Here is a 20,841-nt window from a genome sequence, read left to right as displayed (position 1 = left end):
TCAGCGGCGCCAATAAGGATTATGGGCGCTCGCCTTCTCACCCAAGCGCTACGGCGACACGGGCGGCAAGCGCACATCCTCCGCCACCCGGTTGCGTCCCTCGCTCTTGGCCCGGTAGAGATTTTCATCGGCCTGGCGCACGGCAGCGTTTTCATCCTCATCCGAGGGCCAGGCGGCGGCCACGCCGATGCTCACGGTGATCTGGCCAACCGGCTCAATGCGGGCCTCAGCCAGGGTCTGGCGCATTTTCTCGGCAACCCGCGCGGCCTGGGCCGGCGCCGTTGCCGGCAGGATGACAAGAAACTCCTCACCGCCGAAGCGGGCCAGGAAGTCCGTGGCACGGCAGGAATGGTTGAGGGTGTGAGCCACATGGCGCAGCACCTTGTCCCCCTGCTCGTGGCCGAACTGATCGTTCACCTGCTTAAAGTGATCGATATCGATCAGCAACACGGAATAAGCCAGGCCGCTGCGCTTCATGCGCAGGAACTCCTCGTGCAGATGCTCATCCGCCGCCAGCCGGTTGCCAAGCCGGGTAAGCGTATCGCGCCGCGCGAAGCGCTCCAGCGCCTGATTGGCCTTGCTGAGCTCAAGCGTGCGCTCCTCAACCTTCTGCTCCAGCGTGGCATTGGCCTCTTCGAGCGCATCCTTGCGCCGCTCCAGCTCGGCATAGAGCTGGGCGCGCTCGGCAATGATGCGCTCGAGCGCCTCCCCGATCCGGGTGCGCTGGGCGATGTCTTCATTGAGGCGGATCTGGCTGCGATAGACGCGGAAGGTGGCGAACCAGGCCACCAGCAACGTGAGACTGGCGAGGCTGCTGATCACCAGCACGCTCAAGCGCCAGGCGCGCAGATAGTCGTCGGTGGCCTGACCGACGATCACGTAGAAGGGATAGCGCTCAACGCGCCGGTAGGCATTGCTACGCTCCACGCCATCGAGCTTGGTCGTCGCCAGATACTCGCCGCCCTGCGGCCGTGCGGCAATCACCTCGCGCAACTGGGCTGACACGTCCTTGCTGCCCACCGCATTGCGGGTATCGGGAAAGCGATGGACCAGCGCCAGGTCAGTCGTGCGGATGGTGGCCGCTCCATTCGGCCCGAGGGAGGCCAGCGACAGGATGCTCTCGAAGTAGCTACAACCGAGGTTGGCGTACAGCACACCGGCGAAGGAGCCGTCCGGCTTGCTGAGGCGGCGTGCCAGAACCATTACCCAGGTCTTGCTGATGCGCGCCAGAAAGGGCCCGTGCACGATCAGGCGATCCGCCGCGTCATTACGCGCCTCGGCGAAATACGAACGATCACTGACGTCTACCGAGCCTTCCGCCGGTACTCCCCGGCCATAACGCACGATGCCTTTCGCATCGGTGATGCGCAGGCTGACGATCTCTGGCAGCAAGGCCTCCTGCGCGGCGAGATGCTGGTTGAGATGGGCCGCATCGAAAGCGCCTTCGTCCAGCATCGCAGCGTAAATCTTGCTGCTGGTCTGCAAGGAAAGGTCGATCTTGTCGATCACGCCGGAAATTTGCTGGTCCAGCAGGCGAGCGATGTTTCCGGTGGCTACCGAGGCGCGTTCGCGGTAGCGTTGTTTCTCCTGCCACAGCGCAACACCGGCCAGGCTGATGACCAGCACCGAGATCAGGGCCGCCAGCAGGACGAGCCGCAAGCGCAGGCGGCAACGGCTATGCCGCTGGCCTTGTCGGTCATGAAGAATCGTCGGCTCCGCGTCCTTCACGCGTGCCCGCCTCGCCACTCAGATGCATTCATGCTGCGCCCCGTGCGGTTGAGGAAGCGGCCCCGCCTGGCCGGGCCCGCCAAGCAGGGGGCGCCCTCAATCAATCTATGCAAGATGGCGGCGGAATACATTGCCCATTCGGGGCCGTGTGGCATGAATGGGCCGTGTGGCACCCATGGAAGGCGCATGGACGGCATGGAGCGGACTGCCCGGCACGATTTCACTCCGGATTCCTACGCGGAAGCCGATAGTTAACGCATGCCGCATTTGAAGAATGGAATTCATGATGAGTGAATCAATCACGGTCAACCTGAGTTCAGTTGCCAGCTCTGGCTCGAGCTCCAGCGCGAAAGGCGCGAGTGGCGGAGGGGGAATCGCCGGCCAGATCGAAGCCCTGAAAAACAAGCTCAAATTACTCAACAAGGAAATGGCAGAAGCGACAAAGAACCCGGACGAGGGCTCGCAAAAGAAAGTCGAACTGCTGCAGGCGCAGATCCAGCTCGTGCTGGCCCAGATTGCCGAACTGGAGAAACGCCAGGCGCAACTGGAAGAGCGAAAGAGCAACTCACAGCCGGCCCAGGCCGAGTCCTCGCGCCGCGCAGATTCGAGCGGCCAGAAAGACTCGTCCCTCGGAAGGCTTGTGGACGAGTATCTCTAGCCCGGAGACTTCGTCAGCCCTGGCCGCTCCCGGCAGCCAGGACGATCAACCCGCTCACGGCCTGGCCTGCACTCAAGCAGCGAAGTGCGCCTCCACCTGCGCCAGCCAGACGGCCCGCTCCGCTTCGCTGACGAAGCTGGCGCGGAAGCTGTTGGCCATCAGGGTGCGCCAGGTGGCCGCATCGAAATCGAAGGCCTCCTGCACAGCACGGATGTTGTTGCCGAGGTAGCCGCCGAAGTAGGCCGGGTCGTCGCTGTTGAGCGTCACGCACAGGCCCTGGGCGAGCAGTGCCGGCAGGCTGTGCTGGCGCATGTCGTCGAACACGCACAGGCGCACATTGGAGAGCGGGCACACGGTGAGCGGGATCTCTTCGCGGGCAAGCCGCTCCAGCAAGGCAGGGTCTTCACTGGCGCGTACGCCGTGGTCGATGCGCGCCACCTTGAGGATATCCAGCGCCTCGAAGATATAGGCGGGCGGGCCTTCTTCGCCGGCATGGGCCACCAGCGGCTTGCCCAGTGCTGCGCAGCGCGCAAAGAGGCGGGCGAACTTGGCCGGAGGATGGCCCAGCTCGGAGGAGTCCAGCCCGAAGGCGTGAATGCGCTCGATGAAGGGCAGCGCTTCATCCAGCGTGCGCATGCACTCTTCTTCGGAGAGATGGCGAAGAAAGCTCATGATCAGGCGGGTGCTCATGCCCCACTCGCGGCGCGCAATCTCAGCGCCCTGCTCCAGCCCGGCCAGCACGGTGGCAAACGGGATGCCGCGCGCAGTGTGGGTCTGCGGATCGAACATGATTTCGGCATGCACGATGTTGTCGGCCCGCGCCCGGCGCAGGTAGGCCAGCATCAGATCGCGGAAATCCTCTTCGGTGCGCAGCACGTCGGCGCAGGCGTAGTAGAGGTCGAGGAAGCTCTGCAGGTCTTCAAAATCGTAAGCGGCGCGCAGGGCGGCGATGTCGGCGTAGGGCAGGCGGATGCCGTTGCGCGCGGCCAGCTCGAAAGCCAGCTCGGGCTCCAGGCTACCTTCGATGTGCAAGTGCAGCTCGGCTTTGGGACAGCTCAGGGCCAGTTCGAGTGGGGTCATTGTTTGCTCCGCGAAGGGAAAGGATTGTTGTGGTGCCAGCATAGCCGAGCTGCACACATCAGCGCTGCGCTTGTCCAGCCAGATCTTGCAATGAGTGTCATGTGGGCATACGGATAAGGATGGGCATGTCACGTGCTAGGTATGCACACCCAAGGAGAAATACCCATGACAAGAACCGATATCCGCTTCTGGTACCAGGGCAAGACCCTGAGCCTGAGCGACCAACCCGCTCAGCGCACCGTGCTGCAATGGCTGCGCGAAGAGCGTGGCGCCTGCGGCAGCAAGGAAGGCTGTGGCGAAGGCGATTGCGGAGCCTGCACCGTGGTGGTAGCCACGCTGGACGCGCAAGGCGCGGGCGGCCTGCGCCTGCAAGCCATCAACAGCTGCATTGCGCTGCTGCCCACCCTGGATGGCAAGGCCCTGTTCACGGTGGAAGACCTCGCCGGCGCCGATGGCCTGCACCCGGTGCAACAGGCACTGGTGGATCTGCACGGCTCGCAGTGCGGCTTCTGCACGCCAGGCTTTGCGATGAGCCTGTGGGCCGATTACGAGGAGCAGCCGCGCGTGCCAACGCTGGATGAGGCGCAGCAGGTGCTCTCCGGCAACCTGTGCCGCTGCACCGGCTACCGGCCCATCCTGGAGGCCGCCCAACGTTGCCGCGAGTACCCGCTGCAACGCCTGGAGCGCGCACCGATCCGCAGTGCGCTGGAAAAGATCGCCAACGAGCCGGCACTGGATTTTGATCACGGCGGTCAGCGCTTTTTCGCCCCGCGTTCGCTCACCGAGCTCGCCACCCTGCGCCAGGCGCTACCCGAAGCCCGCCTGCTGGCGGGCGGCACCGACATCGGTCTGTGGGTCACCAAGCAGCTGCGCGAACTCGGCGACATCATCTATCTTGGTGCAGTGGAAGAGCTGCGCCGCACCGAAACGGACGACACCTGGCTCACACTTGGTGCAGGCCTCACACTGACTGAAGCCTTCACCCTGCTGTGCCGCGATGAGCCGCAATGGCAGGAGCTCGCCGCGCGCTTTGCCTCCCTGCCGGTGCGCAATGCCGGCACCCTCGGCGGCAACGTGGCCAATGGCTCGCCGATTGGCGACTCGATGCCGGCCCTGATCGCCCTGGGCACTCACGTCGTGCTGCAGAAAGGCGAAACCCAGCGCGAGCTGGCCCTTGAAGATTTCTATCTCGGCTACCAGCAGACGGCCCTGCAGCCGGGTGAATTCGTGCGTGCCCTGAGAGTGCCGCGCGCCGTGCCGGGCCGCCTGTTCCGCACCTGGAAGGTCAGCAAGCGCCAGGATCAGGACATCTCGGCGGTCTGCGCCGGTTTCGCCCTCACCCTGGGTGACGCCGGCCTGATCAGCGACGCACGCCTCGCCTTCGGTGGCATGGCCGCCACCCCGCGCCGGGCACTGGCAGCCGAAGCGGCCCTGCGCGGCCAGCCGCTCGAATTGCGCAGCATCGAAGCGGCAATGGACGCGCTGGAACAGGATTTCCAGCCGATTGCCGACATGCGCGCCTCCGCCGCCTACCGCCAGCAGGTAGCCCGTAACCTTTTGCGCCGCCTGTGGCTTGAGCACAGCACCCAGGCCCAGCTGCGCGTTGATCGCATCACCGAGGTTTTCGCATGACCCATCCTGTTGGCGCGCCGCTGCGCCATGAAAGTGCCACCCTGCATGTGCAGGGCGCTGCCCGCTATATCGACGATCTGCCTGCTCCAGCGGGCTGCCTGCACGCCGCCTTCGGCCTTGCCAGCATCGCGCATGGCCGCATCCTCGCGATGGATCTTGCTGCCGTACTCGCCGCGCCGGGCGTGGTGGCGGTGCTCACCGCGCAGGACATCCCCGCCAGCAACGATTGCGGCCCGATCGTGCATGACGACCCGATCCTCGCCGACGGCCTGGTCCACTTCATGGGTCAGCCACTATTCCTGGTGCTCGCCGAAAGCCACGAACAGGCCCGCCGCGCCGCACGCCTGGCGAAGGTCGATGTTGAGGCCCTGCCCGCCATCCTCGACATCCCCAGCGCGATTGCCGCCGAATCCTGGCTGATGCCGCCGGTGCATGTGCAGCGTGGTGACGCCGACAAGGCGCTGGCCAGCGCCCAGCATCGCCTGCAAGGCCGCGCCACACTGGGCGGGCAGGAACACTTCTATCTCGAAAGCCAGATCGCACTGGCCATCCCGCGCGAAGAAGGCAGCCTGCATGTGCAGAGCTCCACCCAGCATCCCACCGAAATGCAGCAAACGATTGCCCACATGCTTGGCTGGGCCGCGCATCAGGTGAGCGTGGAGTGCCGCCGCATGGGCGGCGCCTTCGGCGGCAAGGAATCGCAGTCGGCCCAAGTCGCCAGTGCCGCCGCGCTGGGCGCCTGGAAAACCGGCCGCGCGGTGAAGCTGCGCCTCGACCGCGATGACGACATACTCATCACCGGCAAGCGTCACGACTTCGCCTACGAATGGGAAGCTGGCTTCGATGACCACGGCCAACTACAGGGGCTGGCGATCACGCTCGCCTCGCGCTGCGGTTTTTCCACCGACCTCTCCGGCCCGGTCAATGACCGCGCCATCTTCCATCTGGATAACTGCTACTACCTCGATGCTGTTGCGATCCGCAGCCTGCGCTGCCGCACGAATACCGTGTCGAACACCGCCTTCCGCGGCTTCGGCGGCCCGCAGGGCATCTTCGCCATCGAGTACATCCTCGACGACATCGCCCATCATCTGGGCCTCGACCCGCTCGAAGTGCGCCGGCGCAATTTCTACGGCCTGCCCGGCAACGACGCCTGCACCACCACCCACTACGGCATGCCGGTGCAGGACAACGTCGCCCCGCAGCTCGTCGACCAGCTCGCGCAGGAGTGCGATTACAGCGCCCGCCGCGCCGCGATTGCCGCCTTCAATGCCACAAGCCCGGTGCTCAAGCGCGGCATCGCGCTCACCCCGGTGAAGTTCGGCATCTCCTTCACCGCCACGCACTACAACCAGGCTGGCGCCCAGGTCTGTGTGTATGCCGATGGCTCGGTGCTGGTCACCCACGGCGGCACCGAAATGGGCCAGGGCCTGTACACCAAGATCGCCCAGATCGTCGCCCAGGCGCTGGGCCTCTCCATCGACCGGGTTCGCCTCTCCTCCACCGACACCAGCCGGGTGCCCAACACCTCGGCCACCGCCGCCTCCAGCGGCACCGACCTGAACGGGCAGGCCGCACTCGCCGCCGCGCGCAAGATCCGGAAGCGCCTCACCGACTTCTTCTCGACCCGCCACGGCCTGCGCGGCGCCAAGATCGAGTTTGCCGATGGCAAGGTCAGCGCCGGCGAGATCAGCGAGGATTTCACCACCCTCACCGCCGCCGCCTATCGCGCCCGCGTCCAGCTGTGGGACTCCGGCTTCTACGCCACCCCCAAGATCCACTACGACCCGGCCAGTCTGCAAGGTCGCCCCTTCTTCTACTTCGCCTACGGTGCCTGCTGCGCCGAAGTAGTGATCGACACCCTCACCGGCGAATCGCGCATCCTGCGCGCCGACATCCTTCACGACGCCGGCCGCTCGATCAATCCGGCGCTGGATATCGGCCAGGTCGAAGGCGCCTTCATCCAGGGCGCCGGCTGGATCACCAGCGAGGAACTGGTCTTCGACGGCGCGGGCCGCCTGCGCACCCACGCCCCCTCCACCTACAAGATCCCGGCCGCCTCGGATTGCCCGCCGGTGCTGAACGTTAAGCTCTTCGACAATATCAATGCCGAAAACAGCGTGCATCGCAGCAAGGCCGTTGGCGAGCCGCCGCTGGTTCACGGCTTCGCGGTCTTCTTCGCGCTGCGCGATGCCTGCTCGGCCGCCCTCGGCGCCCCAGCGCCGCTGCAGGCGCCGGCCACGCCAGAGGCCATCCTGCGCGCCATCGGAGGCATGCCGTGAACTGGCTAACCCAACTCCCGGCCCACCTCGCCCGCAGCCCGCTGGTACTGGTCTCGGTGGCGGGGGTGCGTGGCTCGGCGCCGCGCGAGGCCGGAGCTTCAATGCTGGTCGGCGCCGATTTCGTGGTCGACACCATCGGCGGCGGCCATCTCGAATGGGAGGCCATGGCCGAAGCCCGCGCCATGCTGCTCACCGGCCACCGTCGCCCCGAGCTGCGCCGCTATGCGCTGGCCGCCAGCCTCGGCCAGTGTTGCGGCGGCATCGTCTGGCTGACCTACGAAACCCTGCTCCCAGAAGATGCGGACGCCTGGCAGGGACGTGCCACCCAACATGCCTCAGGCATTGCCCTGCTGCGCCAGCTTGATGGTGATGCGGCGGCCTCACGCTGGTCCGCCGGAACGGCCAGCGGCGCGCTGAAACTTCCCGCCACGGAAAGCGCGCGCGACTGGTCGCTGACCCAACCGCTCACCCCGCCGGCCTTCTGCCTCAATGTGTATGGCGCCGGCCATGTCGGCACGGCGCTAGTCAACTTGCTGGCCCCGCTGAACCTGCGCCTGCGCTGGATCGACCCGCGTGCCGACCTGCTGGCAGCTGCGCCGGCCGGTGTCGAATGCCAGCCTTGCGACGCTGCCGACGAAGCCGTCACCAGCGCCCCCACCGGCAGCAGCCATCTGGTGCTGACCCACGACCATGCGCTGGATCTCGCGCTCACTGAAGCCATCCTGCGCCGGGGCGACTTCGCCCACTTCGGCCTGATCGGCTCGCAGAGCAAACGTACCCGCTTCCGTCAGCAACTCGCGGCACGCGGCTTCACGCCCGCGCAGATCGAACGCATGCAATGCCCGATCGGCGTGCCCGGGATTCGCGACAAAACCCCGCAGGCGATTGCCATCGGTGTGGCGGCCCAGGTACTGCAATGGCGCGAAGCGCTCATCACTCCGACACGCACAGGGCTGGATGCGCGGATGCGCAGCAACTGACGCCGCCTCATGTTCGCGGATCTCCACCAGCTCTCCCATCACCACGCCTGGCGGCGCCAGCTGGAAATGCTGCTGGAATCCACTGGCGAAGGCATCTACGGCATCGACCTGCGCGGCCGCTGCATCTTCATCAACAGCGCCGGTGCCGAGATGCTGGGCTACACGCCGGATGAAGTGCTCGGCCGCAATATGCACTACCTGATCCACCACTCCCACGCCGATTCCGCCCTGATGCCGGTGCATGACTGCCGCATCTTCCGCGCCTTTCAGGAGGGGCGCGGCGTGCGCGTGGATGACGAAGTGCTGTGGCGGCGCGATGGCAGCGCCTTCCCGGCCGAGTACGCCTCCTACCCGATCCGCGATGGCGAGCATGGCGGCAACGTGGTCGGCGCGGTCGTCACCTTCAGCGACATCTCCGAGCGCAAGCGCACCGAAGCCGCCCTGCAGGCCGCGCACGACGAGCTGGAGCGCCGCGTCGCCGCTCGCACTGCCGAGCTGCAAGCCGCCAGCGAAGAGCTGCGCGCCTCGCACGCCGCGCTGCAACGCCTCTCGGCGCACTCGAATGCGGTGCGTGAAGAAGAGCGCCGCCATATCGCCCGCGATATCCACGACGAGCTCGGCGCCTCGCTCACCGCCCTGCAACTCGAAATGAACTGGCTGCGCCGCCAGCTGCCCGCGCCGGCCATGCAAACCAAGCTCGACGACATGCTGGAGATCGCCGGCAACGCGATGGGCGCGGTGCGCCGCATCCTCACCGACCTGCGTCCCGGCGTGCTGGACCACCTCGGCCTGTGGGCCGCGCTCGAAGCCCTGCTCACCGAATTCCAGCAACGCACGGGCCTCGTCTGCCACTACGACTGCGCGCCGCATATCGAGCAATGCCGCCTCGGCCGCGAAGCCGAAATCGCGCTCTATCGCATCGCGCAGGAAGTGCTCACCAATGTCAGCCGCCACGCCCAGGCCAGCGCCGTCCGCCTGCATGCCAGCGCCATCGGGCGCGACTTGATGCTTGAAATCAGCGATGACGGGCGCGGCATGATCGCCCCCGCCCAGCCCACCAGCTTCGGCCTGCTCGGCATGCAGGAGCGTGCCCGCGCACTCGGTGGCGAGCTGGAAATCGACAGCACACAAGGCGCCGGCACCACGGTGCGCGTCACGCTCAAGGGAGTCTTCGCATGATCCGCGTGTTGATTGTGGATGACCACATGATCATCCGCCGTGGCCTGCGCCAGATCCTCGCCGAGGACGCGCGCATCGGCGAAATCCACGAAGCCGCCGACGGCCCCGCCGCGCTGAGCCTGTTACGCAAACAAGCCTTCGACGCTGTGCTGCTCGACATCGCGCTCGGCGAGCGCGACGGGCTGGACGTGCTCGGCAGCATCCGCAACGAGTTCCCGAAGTGCGGCGTGGTGATGCTCTCGGTCTACCCCGAAAGCCAGTTCGCCCTGCGCGCGATCCGCAGCGGCGCAGCCGCCTATCTCAACAAGGGCTGCGCGCCGGAAACCCTGCTCGCCGCGCTGATCCGTGCGGCCGAGGGCGGCAGCTACATCACGCCAGAGATCGCCGAACTGATGACGCAGGACATCCGCCGCGACCACGCCCGCGCCCCGCACGAAACCCTGTCGAACCGCGAATTCCAGGTGCTCCAGCTACTCGCGCAAGGGCGCACTGTGGGCGACATCGCCCAGCAGCTCTCGCTTTCGGCCAACACCATCAGCACCTACCGCGCCCGCATCTGCGAAAAGCTCGGCCTGCGCAATGCCCTCGAAATCGCGCATTACGCCGCGCGGCATCAGTTGCTGGGGGCATGAGACGGACGTAGGGCGTAGGGCGCAGTGAACACTGCGCCGCCTCGATCAACGCAAATGGATCGGAACAGAAACGTAGCCCCAACCCCGCAGTCTTATACGTCAGTGCCCGAAGCTCGGCCTAAACGATCATTCGACTAGTAGGCCGGATCTGTCTGACCTCTAGCACATAGCTGCCGTTGATCAGATCTCACCTTGCGGCCTCAATGTAATTCTCGGCAACTTAGCCGAGGATCAACCTGGCGCTTCGATTTGAGTCGGGATCGTGCTTGAGGCTGAGGCCGCAGTTTTTGCCCCAGTCCTGTCAGCATCAAGCGCTGCTCTGCCTACTCAGTGGCGTGCGCAGATACCGCCGGCGTGGTGATCAAGCTAGCCCGCAAGTGCTCGCGAAGGATCAGATTTCGCATTTTCTCAGGACTTGACTGCATCCTTGAATCTGGAAGCGACAGCAGAGCCTCGTTCGCGGGCGTGACTCAATCACACTCTTTTGCCCCTCAAGGTAAGCTGAGGCCACGTTCCGCAGCCAGTTCACCGGTGATGTGCCAAAGCCGCGCCGCATCATCGGGATTCTTGCTGATGGGCTCGGGTTTATAGACTTTGGGTTTGCGGAAACTCGCGCCATTGGCGTCTTGGACATCCTGCGCGGTGAGAAAGCGCACGGCGTTGCGGGCGGAAAACTCAGGGCTGGCGCCGAACCGGCCCATCAAACGCATGAACCAGGGCATGTTTGAGTCGAGCATGGCCTTGGTCTTGGTGCTGCCCACACAGGAAACCGCAATGCTGACCGGCAGATCATGCCAGCGGCGTGCCGCTTCCTGAACATTCAAGGCGCCCAGAACATGGGTCGTCAAAATCGACTTCATGAAGCCCCATTGGCGTTGCTGAAATTGCAGGTCATCCAGATCGGCCTTGATCAAGCCCGGCACGTCGCCCCCAATATGCACAATTCGCCCGTCGCCCGAGGCCGCGAGGGCGTCGAGCAGCAGCCGGTTCAATGCCGCGCGGGCGAAGTATTGCAGGGCAAAGGCAAACTCGAAGCCATCGACCGTATCCATCCGCCGCGGGAACGCGGACATGGCCGTATGCATGACGCCATGCAGAACCGGGCGCCAGGCTTTCACACCGGCGGCCACGGTCGCGACGCCGGCCACAGTCGAGAGATCCCCCTGTAAAAAGGCCGCAGAGCCGGCGCCGGCCTGGCGGATTTCTGCGACCGCCGCTTCGCCCGCTTCCCTTGAGCGACCCACGATCAGAATGGATGCGCCCCGACGGCCCAGCTCCAGCGCGGCCGCTTTGCCCATCCCGGTGCTGCCGCCGAAGAACACAAAATTCTTGTCGACCACGCTGCGTTCCAGCCTTGTTTGAATCGGCTTATCCACTTGTAATTTCTCCAGTCCCGCCAGTCAGGCACAATTTGTACCCAGGGCTACAATATGAGCCCGTGAAACGCGGCACAAGAGGGCACATCTTTGTTACCACCCGATCAGGCAGAGGATTCAGGCAGCGACGAGCATGAGCAATGTCGTCGTCTGGCAAAGGTGTTGGACCGGATCGGCGATAAGTGGACCGTCATGATCATCGGGGCGCTCTCTCGCGGGCCGATGCGGTTCAATGCCCTGCGCCGGTTGATCGGCGGCGTTTCGCAGCGAATGCTGACGCTGACTTTGCGGGGGCTGGAGCGGGATGGTCTGGTCACCCGAACGGTGTATCCGACGATTCCGCCCCGCGTTGACTATGCGCTGACACCCATAGGCCAGACCCTGACTGAGCCTTTGCGCGTTTTATCCGATTGGGCAATGGCCTACCAGAGCGCGATTGAAACCGCGCAAGACGCCTATGACTCCGCGCAGGAAAACTTGTGAGGTAGTGACCGAGCGGAAATGCATCCTGCATGGAGTGCCTGTCCGCTCCAGGCTGATTTCTCGGCCGCGTTCTAGGCTTTCCAGAAAACAGCCTTCGCCCGGGATTCTGTCTCAGGAAGGGGTGCTTACTTCTTCAGGAAGTCTTCGCGTATCGGAGTGAAGGTGTCGATCAGCGAACCGGCTTTCTTGCAGATACGGCCGTGCATGATGTTGGTTTTTTTGTAAAGCGTATCGCTGGCCTTCACGATCTTGGTTTCGTCGCCAATCGTGAATTCGAATTCGCCAGGATGTACATAGGTCAGGCTTCCTTCAATTTTTGGGGCGCTATCGGAACGGCAGCTTTTCGCCGCTTAGCTGACCGAGTCTGTTGCAGGCCAAAATGACGGCAAAGACCGAACAGCAGACACCGCCCACTGGCTAGGTCCTGAGTGAATCATCAGATCCAACTTCTGGCGCCGAGCGAGTTCATGGCGCGTTATCAATTCGCCCTACAACTACCCCTGTAGTGCAATCACTACACCCCAATCACGAATCCGGTGATACCGCCCTCGCCCCACCCTCCCTAATCTGGAGCCATCAGACAGGGAGCACCCCATGGCACGCACGGCAGGATTCCGGCTCGGCATTTATGTGTTCAAGGACGCGGAGATCATCGACTACGCCGCCCCGGCGGGCGTGCTGTCGGTGGCGCGGCGGCTGGACCCGGAGATCGATGTATTCCTGATCGCCGATGCGCTGCGCCCGGTGCAGACCCAGGCGGGGCTCACCGTGATGCCGAACTACAGCTTTGCGGATGCGCCGGCGCTGGATGCCTTGCTGATTCCCGGCGGCTTCGGCACCCGGCAGGAGATGCACAACCGCCGCCTGCACGACTACATCCGTGCCCTGCCGGAGAGTTGCCTGCTGACCAGCGTGTGCACCGGCTCGTGGATCTACGCCCGCATGGGGCTGCTCGATGGCCTGCCGGCCACCAACCGCAAGGAGCCGGACCGGCTCGAAGCCTCGCACATGGGCAAGACGCCAATTGACCGCCTCGCCGAGATTGCGCCGGCCTGCCGGATCAGCCGCGCCCGCGTGGTGGATGCCGGCCGCATCGTGACCGCCGGCGGCATCGCCTCGGGCATGGAGCTGGGCCTGCATCTGCTGGCCCGCGCCGGTTACGACAAGGCCTTCGTCGCCGATGTGGCCCGGATCATGGAATACCACCGCGCCTGGAATCTGTATCAGGACGATATCGAATTTGCCACCGCCCCCTGCCAAGCAGCCGCCTGAACCTGAAAGGAGAAGTCCCCATGTCGATCTTCCGTAACCCCTTTGACCCTGAAACCCGGCTGCACAAGGGTTGCAGCTGCGGCCAGCACAGCAGCCAGGCCGCGCATGACATGGAACTGCAGGCCGCGCAGGACCGCGCAGTGGAAGGAGCGGTGATGCGCGCCCTCTTCCCCGACGACAACATGCGCCGCAACTTCCTGCGCTCGGTGGGCGCCGGCACCGCGCTGGCGGCGATCTCGACTATCTTCCCGCTCGGCGCGGCCAAGGAAGCTTTCGCGCAAACCGGCGGCAAGCTGGAGAAGCAGAAGCTGAAGGTGGGCTTCATTCCGATCACCTGCGCCACGCCGATCATCATGGCAGCGCCGATGGGCTTCTACGCGAAGTACGGCCTCGATGTGGAAGTGGTGAAAACCGCCGGCTGGGCGGTGATTCGCGACAAGGCGATGAACAAGGAATACGACGCCGCCCACATGCTCTCGCCGATGCCGATTGCCATGTCGATGGGCGTGGGTTCCAACCCGATGCCCTGGACCGTGCCGGCCATCGAGAACATCAACGGCCAGGCGATCACGCTGGCCATGAAGCACAAGGACAAGCGCGATCCGAAGCAGTGGAAGGGCTTCAAGTTCGCCGTGCCTTTCGACTTCTCGATGCACAACTACCTGCTGCGCTACTACCTGGCCGAAGCCGGTCTCGACCCGGATACCGATGTGCAGATCCGCGCCGTGCCGCCGCCGGAGATGGTGGCCAACCTGCGCGCCGAGAACATCGACGGCTTCCTCGGCCCGGACCCGATGAACCAGCGTGCGGTGTACGACGGCGTGGGCTTCATCCACATGCTCTCGCGCGACATCTGGGACGGCCACCCCTGCTGCGCCTTCGGTGCCAGCAAGGAATTCGTGACCAGCATGCCGAACACATATCAGGCGCTGCTGAAATCCATCATCGATGCGACCAAGTTCGCCAGCAACCCGGCCAACCGCAAGGACATCGCCAAGGCGATTGCACCGGCCAACTACCTCAACCAGCCCGAGGTGGTGATCGACCAGATCCTCACCGGCACCTTTGCCGACGGTCTGGGCGGCGTGCAGAAGGTGCCGGATCGTCTGGAATTCGACCCCTTCCCGTATGAAAGCTTCGCCGTGTGGATCCTCACCCAGATGAAGCGCTGGGGCCAGATCAAGGGCGATGTGGATTACCGCAAGGTCGCGCGCGACGTGTTCCTCGCCACCGATGCAGCACGGCTCATGAAAGAAAACGGCTTCCCGGCGCCCGAGGTGTCAATGAAGAAAGTGATGATCATGAAGAAGGAATTCGACCCGGCCAAGCCCGAGGACTACCTGAAGAGCTTTGCGATCAAACGGAGTTGATCACAAAGGAATGCACCACATAGATCGTCATTCCGGCGAGTGTTTCAAAACTCGCCGGAGTCCAGCGACTTTCACATGCCCACGACTGGATCTCGGCCTTCGCCGGGATGACGGCCTGATTCGTTTTTGCTGATGAATATGACCAAACAAAAACCCTGGCTCGCGCCACTCCTCTCACTACTGATCCTGCTGCTCACGCTCGCCGCCTGGCATCTGGCCACGCGCCCGAAGGAGGCGGCGGTGATCGTTGATCCTGAATATGCGGCACTGGTCGGCGGCGCGGCCGCGACCGGCGCCAAGAGCGCCTTCCCCGGCCCCGGCGAGGTGGGCGCCAAGATCTGGTCGCACCTCAAGGATCCGTTCTACGACAAGGGCACCAACGACAAGGGTCTGGGCATCCAGATCGGTTTCTCGCTCGCCCGCGTGCTAGGCGGCTATCTGCTCGCCGCGCTGGTGGCGATTCCGCTCGGTTTTGCCATTGGCATGTCGCCGCTGATCTACCGCGCGCTGGACCCCTTCATCCAGATCCTCAAGCCGATCTCGCCGCTGGCCTGGATGCCGCTGGCGCTCTACACGATCAAGGATTCGAGCATCTCGGCGATCTTCGTGATCTTCATCTGCTCGATCTGGCCAATGCTGATCAACACGGCTTTCGGCGTGGCCAGCGTGCGGCGCGACTGGCTCAACGTGGCGCGCACGCTGGAAGTGAGCCGCCTGCGCACCGCCTTTCTGGTGATCCTGCCGGCAGCGGCGCCGACCATCATGACCGGCATGCGCATCTCCATTGGCATTGCCTGGCTGGTGATCGTGGCCGCCGAGATGCTGGTGGGCGGCACCGGCATCGGCTACTTCGTGTGGAACGAGTGGAACAATCTCTCGATCACCAACATCTTCACCGCGATCCTGCTGATCGGCCTGGTCGGCATGCTGCTCGACACCGCGCTGGCGAAGCTGACCAGGCTTGTGAGCTACAGGGAATAAGCCATGTCCTTCCTAAAAGTTGAAGCCCTCGCCCGGCGTTACGCAAGCAGCTGCCCGGCCGTGTTCGAGAACATCCATTTCGGCATCGAGCGTGGCGAGTTCGTGTGCATCCTCGGCCACTCCGGCTGCGGCAAGACCACCATCCTGAATGTGCTGGCCGGGCTGGATGAAGCCAGCGGCGGCCATGTGTTCATGGACGGTCGCGAAGTGCGCGGCCCTTCGCTGGATCGCGGCGTGGTGTTCCAGAGCCATGCGCTGATGCCCTGGATGAGCACGCTCGCCAATGTGGAGTTCGGCGTGCGCTCGCGCTGGCCGGACTGGAGCCGCGAGCAGGTCGCCGCACATGCCACGAAGTATCTGGAGATGGTCGGCCTCGGCCACGCCCTGCACAAGAAGCCGGCCGAGCTTTCCGGCGGCATGAAGCAGCGCGTCGGCATCGCCCGCGCCTTTGCCATCGAGCCGAAGATGCTGCTGCTCGACGAGCCCTTCGGCGCGCTCGATGCGCTCACCCGTGGCACGATTCAGGACGAGTTGCTGGGCATCGTGCAGGCCACGCAGCAGACCGTGTTCATGATCACCCACGATGTGGATGAAGCCATTCTGCTGGCCGACAAGATTCTGCTCATGAGCAATGGCCCGCAGGCCAAGATCGCCGAGATCGTGGAGGTGACGATGCCGCGCAGCCGCACCCGCGCCTCGATCCACCACGACCCGCAGTACTACCGCATCCGCAATCACCTGGTGGTCTTCCTCGTCGAGCGCTCGAAGCTGTATGCCGGCGACGCGGTGGAAGGCCACGACCCGAAGCATCCCCCCATCGTGCGTCCAGGCCTTGATGCCGAAGACGCCGACACTTCCAATCCCATCGCAGCCTGAAGGAGCCCGCCATGAAGCGTTACGACGTGACCGAAATGATCATCGAGAAGAAGATCGCCAAGAAGCTCAAGTGGAGCCAGATCGCCGAAGTGGTCGGCCAGTCCAAAGAATGGACCACCGCCGCGCTGCTGGGCCAGATGACGCTCACCGCCGAACAGGCCGCCAAGGTCGGCGCGCTGTTCGAATTGCCGGAAGAAGCGGTGAATCTGCTGCAGGTCGTGCCCTACAAGGGCTCGCTGCCCACCGCCGTGCCCACCGACCCGCTGATCTACCGCTTCTACGAGCTGATCAGCGTGTACGGCACCACCTTCAAGGAACTGATCCATGAAGAGTTCGGCGACGGCATCATGAGCGCCATCGATTTCAAGATGGACCTGCAGCGCGAACCCAACCCGATGGGCGACCGGGTGAGCATCACCATGAGCGGCAAGTTCCTGCCTTACAAGACCTACTGACATCAGGCACCCGCGAAAGCGCCGCAGAGCCGCTTGAATGCGGCCCTGCGGCGCAACCGATCAAGGCGTCGGATCCCAGCTGATCGCCGAAAACACGGCGGCGCGCGAAGCATAGGGCGCCACCTCGCCTGAACTCAGCGTCCGAGCCACAGAAGCCCGCCCACTGGTATCCAGCGCCGAACCATCCAGCCGCGTGCTGCCGTACTCGCGCCAGCCGCTCGTGGCAGTCGCCGGATTCGGGGTGGGACTCGTGCTGGTCAACCAGCCAGTTGCCGCAATGTGTTCGCCGATCTTGCTGTTAACGAAGACCACGTTGTCGAAGCTGCCGTTACCGGCACTGCGGGCGAGATAGGTTGCGGCTGAACTACCGCTGGCCACCGCGTTCCCCGCCGGGCCGTTAGCACTGGTCAGACTGCTGTTGAGAAACACGAAGCCCTTGTCGGTAGCGGCAGCGACGCGGGTCTGGAGAATGTAACCGCCGGTGGCAACGGTCGGCGTCTTGCTATCGCCCACAGTGCGGATCTCGCAGTTCTCGAAGAGTGCAGCTTTGGCACTGCCCCAGATGTAATCCACATTGCCGGCCACCAGCGCGTTGTAGAACCAGACATAGCCGTTGAGTTGAAGCGTGTCCTGCTCACTGTAGAAGTCGGCGTTCTTCGCGATCAGGCGCCCGGTGGGTGAATTGAAGTAGATCACCTCGGCCTGGTCACCCGCACCGGTACGCAGGCGGGGATTACGCAGCGTGAAGTTGTCCAGAGTCAGCTCGTCGGATGCTTCCACGAGAAACACTGCCCGTCCGCCGCCGGAACGCGCGGCGGTCGCAACACTCGCACCAGAGCCGGGGTTGAGGCCATCGTTATTGTCGAAGCTGAGCACCACGCCACTACGGCTCTCGCCCTTGATCGTGAGCTTGTTCTTGTTACGCAGAAACAGCACTTCCGGATAGCTGCCATTTTTCACCGTGATGCTCGCTGCCGTGTCCTTGGCCACGTTCTTCATCACATAGTTGATGGCCCCCTGAATGCTGCGGAAGTCTGCTGTGCTGCCGTCGTCATCCACCACCAGATCGGTGAGGGTGGTGAGCGGTGCGGTGCGGGTGCTGAAGCTCCAGTTCGCACTCTTGCCGAGCCCCTTGAAACTGCTGCCGGCAATGCTCGCACCCGTCACCACGCCCTCGGCGATCGCCACGTAGTACTGGCTACCGTACTGCAACTTGCCCTGGTGCGGACGCATGAAGAGCTTGCTGCCACTCACCCACGCCAGCGGCATCTTCACGCCTCGGTAGTAGCCGTCTGCCGCCGGGCCAACGGCATCGCTCTCATCGGCCAGCTTGATGACATCCACCAGACTGTCGTCACTGTTCTTGAAGATCCGGATAGAGCCGTTCTGGGTCAGGGTGGGGGCGGCATCAAAGCTCAGGCTCAGCAATTCATCGGTGTAAGCCGCCGCGCTGCCAGCGGCCGGTACGGTCAGTGCCGACAGATTGCCGTAAGTCGTTACCGGCTGAACGAATGCGGGGTTGATGGTGGCGGTGATTCTGCGCACCAGATCCGGTTTCGATCCGCTGGTAAAGGTGATGACGGCGGTACCGGCTGATTTCGGCGTGATGCTGACCGCACTGCCGTTCACGCTGACCTGCGCCACTTCCGGCTTGCTGGAAACGACCGTAAAACTGTCTTCAGTGGCCGCAGCAGTACGGGCCGTTACCGTCACCGCATAGGGAGCATCGCCCACCTCTGCGACATAGCTCGTTGCCGAGGGGCTTAGGGTGAGTTGCACCGGCTTGATGGAGGGGTCGCCAACCTTGATGTCATCGATCAGGAAGGAACGATTGTTGGTGAACAGGCCGATCTTGCCCGCTGCGAAGCTGCTGTCGGTAATCGGCGTGGCATTGATTTTCTCGCCTTCGAAATACACGGTGTGCTCAGCGCCCACCATTTCGAAACGCACGGTGTACCACTCTCCATCGGTACTGCCCTGGGTGCCCAGCACCATGGGCTTGTTGACCGCCACCGGGCGAGTGATGATGCCGGCCTTGTTGTAGCCGGCATTCACCTGGGTGGCGGCCGAGGTGCTCTGCACGTTGAGACCGCCAAGCATCCAGTTGCTGGCATCCTGATAGCGCCCGATCAGGAACAGCTGCTTGTTGGCAGTCGTGCTGTTGTTCTGGGGCTTGATGCGGGCTTCGACGTAGTAGTCGCTCTTGTTCGGAATCGTCGCCCAGACCGAATCCTTGAGCAGCGCGATCACGCCCCCCGCCTTGCCGGCGGTGTATTGCAGCACCTTGTTGCCTGTCACGCCGGGTTCATCCACCACCGCAAAGGCCGATCCGGTGCCCGCTGGCGCAAGTTCCCAGTTATCGGCCGTGCCGCTCTGGAAATCATCGCAGAACCATACGCTGCTGCTGCAGCCTGAAGTGGCGCTGGCGGTGCTGGACTGGGCCGCTGCGCTGCTGCTGACAGCACTGTCAGAGGGCTCACTGCTGCTCGCACTACTGCTGAGCACTGCACTGCTCGCCGCCGATGTGGCAGGCGCGCTGCCAGCACTGCCAGAGCTTCCTCCACCACAAGCAGCCAGCATGCCTGCAGCCGCAAGGATTGCTGCCAGCAAAGGCTGGCGCATTGAAGTCTTCATGTTTCCTCCCGAGTATTTCTTGTCTGTGTGGACAAGCGCTCATACCCCCGGCGCCTGTTACCGCTTTCACGCTATCACGATGGCATGTGGCAACAGACCGATGAGGAAGGATCAGCAAGAATTCAGGGGAAGAAGGAAAAAAACACAAGCGACATGGCACCTGCGCAAAACCACCCTCCCGACACCCGCCGGGAGGGCTTCAAACATCAGACCAGCGTCAGGGTGACTTCGACGTTGCCGCGCGTGGCGTTCGAGTACGGGCACACCACATGGGCGCGCTCGATCAGGGTGTGCGCAGTGGCTTCGTCCAGCCCCGGCAGGGAAATCTTCAGTTCCACTTCGATGCCAAAACCGTTCGGGATCGGGCCGATGCCCACTTCGCCGGTGATGGCGAGGTCGGCCGGCAGCTTGATGCCATCGCGATGGGCGACGAACTTCATTGCGCCGATGAAGCAGGCCGAATAGCCGGCGGCGAAGAGCTGCTCCGGATTGGTGCCGGCGCCGCCCGCGCCGCCCAGTTCCTTCGGCGTGGTGAGCTTCAGATCGAAGCTGTTGTCCGAGGACACGGCACGACCATCACGGCCGCCGGTGGCGGTGGCTTGGGCACGGTAGGCGACTTGTTCGAGTTTCATGCTGGGACTCCATTTCATATTTTTGGCTATTAAATTGTGTGCAATTAATTTGCACCTGAAGGCCGGGCCAAAACAACCGACCTTCAATTCCGGAGAATTCAGGTTTTGAGCAAGGCTTCGCCCAGCTTGCGGCGCAGCAGTTGCAGCTCCGCGGTCATGGTCTGCAGCTCGGGAATCGTGCAGGCCGTGGCGCACAGCACTGCCTGCGGCACCGCCAGCGCCTCCTCGCGCAAGGCCCGGCCAGTCTCGCTGAGGCTCACGATCACCTGGCGCTCGTCTTCCGCGCTGCGCGCCCGCAGCAACATGCCCTGCGCTTCGAGGCGTTTGAGCAGCGGCGTTAGGGTGCCGGAATCGAGGAACAGACGCTCGCCGAGCGCCGACACGGTCAGCCCATCCTGCTCCCACAACACCAGCATCACCAGATACTGTGGGTAGGTCAGGCCCAGCCTGGCCAGCAAGGGTTTGTACACCTTGGTCATGGCCAGCGAAGTGGAATACAGCGCGAAGCACAGCTGGTTGTCCAGCTTGAGCAAGGCGGCGGGGTCGAGCTGATCGGCAGGAGAGGCAGCGCGGGAGTTCATGGCTCGAACA

At 63.9% G+C, this 20,841-nt stretch carries 18 protein-coding genes; 12 read left to right on the top strand and 6 right to left on the bottom strand.

What is annotated here, in order from left to right; all coding sequences use genetic code 11:
- Window positions 1-48: 48 nt before the first annotated feature.
- Window positions 49-1,659, bottom strand: coding sequence for a sensor domain-containing diguanylate cyclase (locus tag HJ583_RS02075; protein ID WP_170020093.1), 1,611 nt, complete (start codon window positions 1,657-1,659; stop codon window positions 49-51).
- A 355-nt stretch (window positions 1,660-2,014) separates the two neighbouring features.
- Between HJ583_RS02075 and HJ583_RS02070 the strand changes: the two genes are divergently transcribed.
- Window positions 2,015-2,386, top strand: a complete 372-nt coding sequence (locus tag HJ583_RS02070; protein WP_170020091.1) for a FlxA-like family protein — start codon at window positions 2,015-2,017, stop codon at window positions 2,384-2,386.
- Between the two features lie 72 nt (window positions 2,387-2,458).
- Here HJ583_RS02070 and HJ583_RS02065 read toward each other — a convergent pair whose 3' ends face one another.
- On the bottom strand, window positions 2,459-3,466 hold the full coding sequence (locus HJ583_RS02065; RefSeq protein ID WP_170020089.1) for an adenosine deaminase: 1,008 nt from the start codon (window positions 3,464-3,466) through the stop codon (window positions 2,459-2,461).
- Window positions 3,467-3,631: 165 nt separating this feature from the next.
- On the opposite strand from HJ583_RS02065, the gene xdhA reads away from it, so the two are divergent.
- From xdhA to HJ583_RS02040, 5 genes are read left to right on the top strand one after another with little or no spacing between them, the layout of a single operon-like run.
- Complete coding sequence (gene xdhA, locus HJ583_RS02060) at window positions 3,632-5,098, top strand: xanthine dehydrogenase small subunit (protein WP_170020087.1); 1,467 nt, start codon at window positions 3,632-3,634, stop codon at window positions 5,096-5,098.
- Window positions 5,095-7,380 (top strand): xanthine dehydrogenase molybdopterin binding subunit, encoded by a 2,286-nt coding sequence (gene xdhB / locus HJ583_RS02055; RefSeq protein ID WP_170020085.1) that lies wholly within the window; start codon window positions 5,095-5,097, stop codon window positions 7,378-7,380. Before xdhA ends, xdhB begins: the two co-directional genes overlap by 4 nt.
- Window positions 7,377-8,360, top strand: a complete 984-nt coding sequence (xdhC, locus tag HJ583_RS02050; RefSeq protein ID WP_170020083.1) for a xanthine dehydrogenase accessory protein XdhC — start codon at window positions 7,377-7,379, stop codon at window positions 8,358-8,360. Before xdhB ends, xdhC begins: the two co-directional genes overlap by 4 nt.
- A gap of 9 nt (window positions 8,361-8,369) precedes the next feature.
- Window positions 8,370-9,539 carry a PAS domain-containing sensor histidine kinase gene (locus tag HJ583_RS02045; protein WP_170020081.1) on the top strand — a complete coding sequence of 390 codons (1,170 nt, stop codon included), beginning with the start codon at window positions 8,370-8,372 and terminating at the stop codon, window positions 9,537-9,539.
- Window positions 9,536-10,171, top strand: coding sequence for a response regulator (locus HJ583_RS02040; RefSeq protein WP_170020079.1), 636 nt, complete (start codon window positions 9,536-9,538; stop codon window positions 10,169-10,171). The genes HJ583_RS02045 and HJ583_RS02040 overlap by 4 nt, the downstream gene beginning before the upstream one ends.
- Before the next feature lie 491 nt (window positions 10,172-10,662).
- Here HJ583_RS02040 and HJ583_RS02035 read toward each other — a convergent pair whose 3' ends face one another.
- A complete protein-coding gene (locus tag HJ583_RS02035) occupies window positions 10,663-11,547 on the bottom strand; it encodes an SDR family NAD(P)-dependent oxidoreductase (protein ID WP_170020077.1) in 885 nt (294 codons plus the stop codon).
- 90 nt (window positions 11,548-11,637) lie between these two features.
- Between HJ583_RS02035 and HJ583_RS02030 the strand changes: the two genes are divergently transcribed.
- From HJ583_RS02030 to cynS, 6 genes are all read left to right on the top strand, one after another.
- A complete protein-coding gene (locus tag HJ583_RS02030) occupies window positions 11,638-12,030 on the top strand; it encodes a winged helix-turn-helix transcriptional regulator (RefSeq protein ID WP_170020075.1) in 393 nt (130 codons plus the stop codon).
- A gap of 594 nt (window positions 12,031-12,624) precedes the next feature.
- The gene (locus HJ583_RS02020) at window positions 12,625-13,302 is read left to right on the top strand and encodes a DJ-1/PfpI family protein (protein WP_170020073.1); all 678 of its coding nucleotides are present in this window, start codon (window positions 12,625-12,627) and stop codon (window positions 13,300-13,302) included.
- Window positions 13,303-13,322: 20 nt separating this feature from the next.
- Window positions 13,323-14,672 (top strand): CmpA/NrtA family ABC transporter substrate-binding protein, encoded by a 1,350-nt coding sequence (locus HJ583_RS02015; RefSeq protein WP_170020071.1) that lies wholly within the window; start codon window positions 13,323-13,325, stop codon window positions 14,670-14,672.
- Between the two features lie 138 nt (window positions 14,673-14,810).
- Window positions 14,811-15,653, top strand: a complete 843-nt coding sequence (ntrB, locus tag HJ583_RS02010) for a nitrate ABC transporter permease (RefSeq protein ID WP_170020069.1) — start codon at window positions 14,811-14,813, stop codon at window positions 15,651-15,653.
- A gap of 3 nt (window positions 15,654-15,656) precedes the next feature.
- Window positions 15,657-16,529, top strand: a complete 873-nt coding sequence (locus HJ583_RS02005) for an ABC transporter ATP-binding protein (RefSeq protein WP_170020067.1) — start codon at window positions 15,657-15,659, stop codon at window positions 16,527-16,529.
- Between the two features lie 11 nt (window positions 16,530-16,540).
- Window positions 16,541-16,984 (top strand): cyanase, encoded by a 444-nt coding sequence (cynS, locus tag HJ583_RS02000; RefSeq protein WP_170020065.1) that lies wholly within the window; start codon window positions 16,541-16,543, stop codon window positions 16,982-16,984.
- A 60-nt stretch (window positions 16,985-17,044) separates the two neighbouring features.
- Here the strand turns inward: cynS and HJ583_RS01995 are convergent, their stop codons facing one another.
- From HJ583_RS01995 to HJ583_RS01985, 3 genes are all read right to left on the bottom strand, one after another.
- Window positions 17,045-19,618: a pectinesterase family protein gene (locus HJ583_RS01995; protein ID WP_170020063.1), complete on the bottom strand. Its 2,574-nt coding sequence runs from the start codon at window positions 19,616-19,618 to the stop codon at window positions 17,045-17,047.
- Window positions 19,619-19,824: 206 nt separating this feature from the next.
- Entirely contained in the window at window positions 19,825-20,250 is a 426-nt protein-coding gene (locus HJ583_RS01990) for an organic hydroperoxide resistance protein (protein WP_101941836.1), read from the bottom strand.
- 98 nt (window positions 20,251-20,348) lie between these two features.
- A complete protein-coding gene (locus HJ583_RS01985; protein ID WP_170020061.1) occupies window positions 20,349-20,831 on the bottom strand; it encodes a MarR family winged helix-turn-helix transcriptional regulator in 483 nt (160 codons plus the stop codon).
- Window positions 20,832-20,841 lie beyond the last annotated feature (10 nt).

Origin of the sequence: Uliginosibacterium aquaticum (assembly GCF_012972705.2) — a bacterium.
Lineage (GTDB): Bacteria > Pseudomonadota > Gammaproteobacteria > Burkholderiales > Rhodocyclaceae > Uliginosibacterium > Uliginosibacterium aquaticum.
This window is presented reverse-complemented; position numbering and strand designations above follow the sequence as displayed.

What these genes read in the sequence shown, in the direction of transcription:
- ntrB (WP_170020069.1), top strand. Translation starts at nt 14,811, where the DNA reads ATGACCAAACAAAAACCCTGGCTCGCGCCACTCCTCTCACTACTGATC.
- xdhA (WP_170020087.1), top strand. Translation starts at nt 3,632, where the DNA reads ATGACAAGAACCGATATCCGCTTCTGGTACCAGGGCAAGACCCTGAGC.
- HJ583_RS02040 (WP_170020079.1), top strand. Translation starts at nt 9,536, where the DNA reads ATGATCCGCGTGTTGATTGTGGATGACCACATGATCATCCGCCGTGGC.
- HJ583_RS02005 (WP_170020067.1), top strand. Translation starts at nt 15,657, where the DNA reads ATGTCCTTCCTAAAAGTTGAAGCCCTCGCCCGGCGTTACGCAAGCAGC.
- HJ583_RS01995 (WP_170020063.1), bottom strand. Translation starts at nt 19,618, where the DNA reads ATGAAGACTTCAATGCGCCAGCCTTTGCTGGCAGCAATCCTTGCGGCT.
- HJ583_RS01985 (WP_170020061.1), bottom strand. Translation starts at nt 20,831, where the DNA reads ATGAACTCCCGCGCTGCCTCTCCTGCCGATCAGCTCGACCCCGCCGCC.
- HJ583_RS01990 (WP_101941836.1), bottom strand. Translation starts at nt 20,250, where the DNA reads ATGAAACTCGAACAAGTCGCCTACCGTGCCCAAGCCACCGCCACCGGC.
- HJ583_RS02020 (WP_170020073.1), top strand. Translation starts at nt 12,625, where the DNA reads ATGGCACGCACGGCAGGATTCCGGCTCGGCATTTATGTGTTCAAGGAC.
- cynS (WP_170020065.1), top strand. Translation starts at nt 16,541, where the DNA reads ATGAAGCGTTACGACGTGACCGAAATGATCATCGAGAAGAAGATCGCC.
- xdhB (WP_170020085.1), top strand. Translation starts at nt 5,095, where the DNA reads ATGACCCATCCTGTTGGCGCGCCGCTGCGCCATGAAAGTGCCACCCTG.
- HJ583_RS02065 (WP_170020089.1), bottom strand. Translation starts at nt 3,466, where the DNA reads ATGACCCCACTCGAACTGGCCCTGAGCTGTCCCAAAGCCGAGCTGCAC.
- HJ583_RS02070 (WP_170020091.1), top strand. Translation starts at nt 2,015, where the DNA reads ATGAGTGAATCAATCACGGTCAACCTGAGTTCAGTTGCCAGCTCTGGC.
- HJ583_RS02045 (WP_170020081.1), top strand. Translation starts at nt 8,370, where the DNA reads ATGTTCGCGGATCTCCACCAGCTCTCCCATCACCACGCCTGGCGGCGC.
- HJ583_RS02015 (WP_170020071.1), top strand. Translation starts at nt 13,323, where the DNA reads ATGTCGATCTTCCGTAACCCCTTTGACCCTGAAACCCGGCTGCACAAG.